General features: G+C 65.5%; 6 protein-coding genes and 2 tRNA genes. 5 read left to right on the top strand and 3 right to left on the bottom strand.

The features are described 5' to 3' along the window. From RT662_RS12025 to RT662_RS12015, 3 genes are all read left to right on the top strand, one after another. Nucleotides 1-259 (top strand): FAD-linked oxidase C-terminal domain-containing protein (locus tag RT662_RS12025; protein ID WP_313670946.1); only part of this gene is annotated, 259 nt, incomplete at its 5' end. A 99-nt stretch (nucleotides 260-358) separates the two neighbouring features. Beyond that, nucleotides 359-1117, top strand: coding sequence for a SapC family protein (locus tag RT662_RS12020; protein ID WP_313670945.1), 759 nt, complete (start codon nucleotides 359-361; stop codon nucleotides 1115-1117). Between the two features lie 137 nt (nucleotides 1118-1254). Beyond that, entirely contained in the window at nucleotides 1255-3366 is a 2112-nt protein-coding gene (locus RT662_RS12015; protein WP_313670944.1) for a TonB-dependent receptor, read from the top strand. A 195-nt stretch (nucleotides 3367-3561) separates the two neighbouring features. Here the strand turns inward: RT662_RS12015 and RT662_RS12010 are convergent, their stop codons facing one another. Then, nucleotides 3562-4449, bottom strand: coding sequence for an N-formylglutamate amidohydrolase (locus RT662_RS12010; RefSeq protein ID WP_313670943.1), 888 nt, complete (start codon nucleotides 4447-4449; stop codon nucleotides 3562-3564). Nucleotides 4450-4573: 124 nt separating this feature from the next. Between RT662_RS12010 and RT662_RS12005 the strand changes: the two genes are divergently transcribed. Next, nucleotides 4574-4648: transfer RNA gene (locus tag RT662_RS12005), tRNA-Val, on the top strand. Between the two features lie 145 nt (nucleotides 4649-4793). On the opposite strand, the gene RT662_RS12000 is transcribed toward RT662_RS12005, so the two are convergent. Continuing rightward, nucleotides 4794-4870: transfer RNA gene (locus tag RT662_RS12000), tRNA-Arg, on the bottom strand. 154 nt (nucleotides 4871-5024) lie between these two features. On the opposite strand from RT662_RS12000, the gene RT662_RS11995 reads away from it, so the two are divergent. Next, nucleotides 5025-5492, top strand: a complete 468-nt coding sequence (locus tag RT662_RS11995; RefSeq protein ID WP_313670942.1) for a hypothetical protein — start codon at nucleotides 5025-5027, stop codon at nucleotides 5490-5492. Here the strand turns inward: RT662_RS11995 and RT662_RS11990 are convergent. Then, a partial coding sequence (locus RT662_RS11990) for a P1 family peptidase (protein WP_313670941.1) occupies nucleotides 5486-5890 on the bottom strand: 405 nt, incomplete at its 5' end. The genes RT662_RS11995 and RT662_RS11990 overlap by 7 nt on opposite strands.

Below are 5890 nucleotides of genomic sequence, written 5' to 3'. Positions count from 1 at the left end.
CAATTTGCATTTCAACGTGCGCGCGCCTGCCGGAGACGCCGCCGCCGCTTGGATCGCCGATCACCGCACGGCGATCACGGCGCGCGTGCACGAAATGGTGGCGGCCGCCGGCGGGTCGATTTCGGCCGAACATGGCATCGGCGTGATGAAGCGCGATGATCTTGCCCGGCTGGGTGATCCGGCCCGTCTTGCCGCGATGCGAGCGGTGAAAAAGGCGCTGGATCCGCTCGGCATCATGAATCCCGGCAAAATATACTGACGCGTCGTGCTGTCGCAGCACAGCCTTGCAGAAGCGTCATCTGCGCTTTAGGAAAGCGCACCAATTCTTCACTCCAGTCACGAAAGCGCAGATAATCCCATGGCCAGCCAGCCTCCTGCCAACCAGCTTCCCCTGTTCTACAACGGCCTGGCGCCGCTGTCGTCGCAACTGCACCCCAACCATGGCCTGAAGCCGCGCGGCGATCTGGGTTTCACCCGCGGCACCCACGCCATCCCGGTGACCGTGGATGAATTCCCGCTGGTGCAGCGCAACTATCCGATCGTGTTCGGTGTGGGCGACAATCCCGCTCCGCTGGCGCTGGTCGGCCTGCAGGAAGGCGAGAATCTCTATCTGGGCGCTGATGACCAGTGGGAAGCCAATGCCTATGTTCCCGCCTTCGTGCGCCGCTATCCGTTCATGCTGGCCCGCCTGACCCCGGAAGCTCAGGAACTGTCCCTGTGCTTTGACGACACCGCGGGCATCGTGGTTGATAACGAAGGCGAGAAGCTGTTCGCCGGCACCGATCCGACCGAAACCACCAAGGCCATCCTGCAGTTCTGCGAGCAGTTCGAACAGGCCGTGATGCGCACCCGTGGTTTCATGGAAGAACTGGCCAAGCTCGATCTGCTGATGGACGGTGAAGTCACCATCCAGCGCGATGGCCTGGCCCAGCCGGCGGTGTATCGCGGTTTCCGCATGGTCGATGAAAGCAAGTTGCAGAACCTGCGCGGCGACCAGGCCCGCAAGATGGTGCAATCCGGCCTGATGGGCCTGATCTATGCCCACCTGTTCAGCCTGTCGCTGATCAGCCCGCTTTTCGAACGCCAGTTCGCCGCGAGCCAGGCCAAAGCCGCCTGATTCCGGTTCGAACGTTGAATGAAGGGGCGGTGGCCTGGCCACCGCCCCTTTTTTCATGCGCGTCAAACGGGCCTTGACGTGATACATCGTATCATCTTATCGGGACGCCCTGTCCCCAAACTGTCATAGGTGAACCGATGTCGTCGCGTCTGTCGCTTGCAGCCCTGCTGCTCCTGTCTGCTGCGCCGGTGCTGGCCGAAGAGGCTGCGCCGCAGGATGAACAGCACGGCAGCAACGATCCCGAAATCATCGTCAGCGCGCCCTATGCTCGCGATCGCAAGCTGGTGGCCACCGCGGTTACCGTCCTGCAGGGTGATGCGCTGCAATTGCAACTGCGCTCCACCATTGGTGAAACCCTGGCCCGCCAGCCCGGCGTGTCGTCTACCTTCTTCGGCCCCAACGCCTCGCGCCCGATCCTGCGCGGTCTTGATGCCGAACGCGTGCGCGTGCTCACCGATGGCATCGGCAGCTTCGACGTCTCCAACACCTCGGTCGATCATGCCGTTGCCGCCAATCCGCTGCTGGCCGATCGCATCGAGATCCTGCGTGGCCCGGCGGCGCTGCTGTTCGGTTCAGGCGCCATCGGCGGTGTCGTCAACATGCGCGATCTGCGCATCCCGCGTGAAGTGCCCGATGGCCCGCATGTCGATGCCAACGCCGGTATCGGCACCGCCGCGCGTGAGCGCAACATCGCCGCCGCGCTCAACATGCCGCTGGGCGGCGGCTTCGTCGCTCATGTCGATGGCAGCTTCTTCGAGTCCGACAATTATCGTACTGGTGGCTTTGTTTTCAGTGAAAATCTGCGCGCCGAAGCGGCCGAAGAGGGCGGCGAGGTTGCCGAAGAGGCGCAGGAGCGCGGCCGGCTCGAAAACACCGCCGCCCGCACCTGGGATGTGGCCGGCAGCATCGCCTGGATCGGCGAGAATGGCGCGAATTTCGGCGTGGCGGTGAGCCATCTCCAGAATCGCTATGGCATCCCCAATAGTCTCGAGATCGGCCATGACGAGCACGAGGGCGAGCATGAAGGCGAAGCCCACGAGGGTGAAGCGCATGAGGGCGAGGAAGAACACGCCCACGAGGACATCACGCTCGACATGCGCCAGACTCGGGTTGACGTGCGCGGTGCGCTGCCCTTGTCGGGCGCGTTCAAGGAAGTGCGCGTGCGCGGCGGCTGGGCCAATTACCGGCACGACGAAATCGAACCCGATGGTGCCATCGGCACCAGCTTCTTCAACAAGAGCTGGGAAGCCCGGCTTGAGCTGGTGCAGGCCGAAAAGGATGGCTGGCAGGGTGCCAGCGGGGTGCAGTATTTCAGCCGCAACTTCCGTGCCGTGGGCGAGGAAGCCTATATCCCGGCCAACGAAACCCGCCAGTTCGGCCTGTTCACCCTGCAGGAATTCGATCTGGGCGCGGTGCGGCTGGAAGGCGGCGCGCGCTATGAACATGCCAATGTGAAATCGGCGCAGGTTGGCCGCGAACGCACGTTCAATTCGGTGTCGTTCTCCGTCGGCGGCTCGATTGATCTGGGCAGCGGTTTCCGCCTGGCGCTGAGCGGCGCGCGCACCGAACGTGCGCCTTCGGCCGAGGAATTGTTCGCCAACGGCGCCCATGCCGCCACCCGTGCCGTTGAAATCGGCAATCCGGATTTCAGCACCGAACGCCAATTGGGTGCCGAAGCCGTGCTGCGCGGGCGCGGCGCCGGCTGGCGGCTGGAACTGTCGGCCTTCGTCAACCGCTTCGACAATTACATCTTCCTCAATCCCAATGGCCTTGAGCAAGACGAACTGCCGGTGTTTGAATATGCCCAGTCCGATGCCAGCTTCTGGGGCGTGGAAGTGGAAGCCGGCGTGAAGGTCGCGCAGCTGGGCGCCACCCGGATCGAAGTCACCGGCCTGCTTGATTACACCCGTGCCACTGTCCTCTCGGGCGGCGGCGCCGTGCCGCGCATCCCGCCGCTGCGCATGATCGGCGGCATCGAAGCCACGGGCGGCGTGGTTGGCGGCCGCGTGGAAATCGAGCATGTCACCGCGCAGGATCGCACTGCCAGCTTCGAAACCCGCACCGCCGCGTTCAGCCTTGTCAACGCCAGCCTGTCGTGGAAGCCGTTTGGTGTTGATGCGCCGACGACGCTGATGGTGCAGGCCAACAATATCTTCGATGTCGAAGCCCGCCGCCATTCGAGCTTTTTGAAGGACGTGGCGCCACTGTTTGGCCGCGATATCCGGGTGTCGCTGCGCGTCGCCTTTTAAAAGCGGCGAAAATCGCTCCGGTGGCTCTTGAAAGCCGCCGGAGCGACCCCAAATCAAGGGTACGGCGGCACCGTTCCCCCCTTTCGGTGGCCGCCTGTGGCCCCAATTTTTCCTTGGGCCTGCCACCTTCCGAACCTGGATGAAGGTTCTGATCTGGCCGCGCTGGTTGCCCCCACCAGCGCGGCCTTTTCGTGTCTATTCGGCGGCCTCTGCCCAGGGTGACAGGCCAGCCAGTTGCGGCCAATCGGCCAGCAGCCGCTGCACCAGCGCTGTCATCACGCTGCGCACCTTGGTGGCGCCGGCGTGCAGCACCAGCTTGTGGCCATCCAGATAGAGCGCCCGATCAATCTCGATCTGCACGGCATGGATGCCGGTGCTGGGCTGGCCATGATGCCGCGTGGTGTGGCCGCCGGCATAAGGGGCATTGCGCGCCACCCGCCAGCCGGCTTGGGCGAAATGATCCTCGATCGCCTGCATGATGGCGGGATCGGCGCTGTGGCCGTGACAATCGCCCAGCACGATCTGCGGCGGCCGCGCCCCGGTGGGCGATGGCATCGAATGGCAATCGATCAGCAGCGCCGCGCCGTGCTGTGCGCGGGCGGCGGCCAGGATGCTGCCCACCTGTTCGTGCCAGGGCGCATGCAGGCTGGCCAGCCGCGCCGCGGCTTCGGCCGCCGGCAGCGCCCGGGCATAGATGTCGAGCCCGTGGCCGGCGAGGCGCGGGATCACGCCCAGCCCCGCCGCCACGCGCTCCGTGGCCGCCACCGGCACCGCCAGCGCCGCATCGAACATCGCCGGATCCAGCTCATCGGGGCGGCGGTTGAGATCAAGCCAGCTGCGGGCATGGCTCGCGGCGAGCACCGGCACCCCGGCAATGCCATCCAACAATGCATCGACAAACGCATCTTCCGCCCGCCGCAGTTGCGCCAAAGACAAGCGCGACCCCGCCAGCAGCGCCGGCGGATAATGCCGGCCACTATGCGGCGAGGTGAGCAGCAGCGGCCAGCGCCCATCGGCATCGCCCGACAGGCGCCCCCACGGGAAGATGGCCGGCTGGCCGGCAGCAGAGGCGTGAAACAGCATCCCGGAAACTCCAAGCACGCGTGCAGGCGACTGCCAAGGTGACAAATGACGCGCCGTGACCGTGGCAGCACGTGCCAAGGCACTTGCCAAGCTGTGCCGATGCCACTAACAGGCGCCTTCCCGTGGACGCGTAGCTCAGTGGTAGAGCACTGTGTTGACATCGCAGGGGTCGCAGGTTCAATCCCTGCCGCGTCCACCATTTCCCCAAAAGTTGATTTTACCCAGCTGGTTGCGCCAATCGCAGCTGGCTGTGTCCGTGTGACGTGCGCAGCTGCTGCGCCAAACGATCAGCCAAAAAAAACCGGGCTGGATGGCCCGGTGGGTGTCGCTTGCATTGGGGAAATTGGTGCGCCCGGAACGATTCGAACGTCCGACCCTCAGATTCGTAGTCTGATGCTCTATCCAGCTGAGCTACGGGCGCACACCGTGAAGGCCGGCCTGATAGCCATGCGCGCGGGGCATTGCAACCTCTTCCTTGCCGTTTTAGGCGATAAATCATGCACCGCATGGCCCAGCCTCTTGTTCTTGCCCTTTTGCTGGTCGGTTGCGCCGGCCGAACCAATGATTGGCCCAGCTTGAACCCGCGTCCCGGTGAAATCTCGCCGATGGTGCCGCGCAACGTTCCGGGTGTGGGCCGCTGCCCCCGGAGTGACGCCGATTGCGCCCCCCCGGCCGAAGCCGTGGCCCCGGCCGCGCCCGACATGCCGGCACCCACCCCGTCGCCAACGCCGGACGCTGCCGAAACCGAGATTGCCGCGCTGGAAGCGATGGTGGCGCAGGTGGAAGCCGCCGCTGCCCCGGCACGCGCCGCCCGTGATGCCGCGCGCGCAGGCGCTGCCGGCAGCGCTGCCGATTCGGCTGCGGCCCTGAAATTGGAAGCGGCCGAATCCGCCCTGGGTGCAGCGCTGGCGCCGCTGGCTGGCGCCGATTATCGCCGCGCGGCGTTGGCCGAAGCCTTGCGTGACGCGCCCGCTGCGGCGGCCACGCTGGCATCGCGCCTCGACGCCCTGGCAAACCGTATCGCGGCCTTGCAGGCTCAGTAGAGCCCGACAGCCTGGCGCACGGCGGCGGCGACCAGATCGGCGGCGACCGTGCCGATCTCGATCAACTGCACGTCGTCCACTGGGGTCAGGCCGGGGGGGGTTGTGGAGATGGCGAAAATGCAATCGCCATCGAACGGCGTGTGGATCGGTCGCACCGCCCGTGTCAGCCCGCCTTGTGCCATCATCGCCACCCGCAAGGCCTGCGCGCGGCTGAGCGGTGCATTGGTGGCGACCGCGCCGATGATGGTGTTGTCCCGCCCGAAGCGTCGATGTTTGGCCAGCTTGGGCATTTCCACCGGGCCATCGCCGGGGGGCGCATCGGCATAAATCTCGCCGAAACTGTTGGCGGCGATCAGTGCGCCGACCACGTGGCCACCATCCAGCACCCGAGACAGGCT

The sequence above is a fragment of the Sandarakinorhabdus sp. genome (assembly GCF_032115815.1).
GTDB lineage: Bacteria > Pseudomonadota > Alphaproteobacteria > Sphingomonadales > Sphingomonadaceae > Sandarakinorhabdus.
The sequence above is the reverse complement of the archived record's forward strand: the minus strand, read 5'-3'. Positions and strand labels throughout refer to the sequence as shown.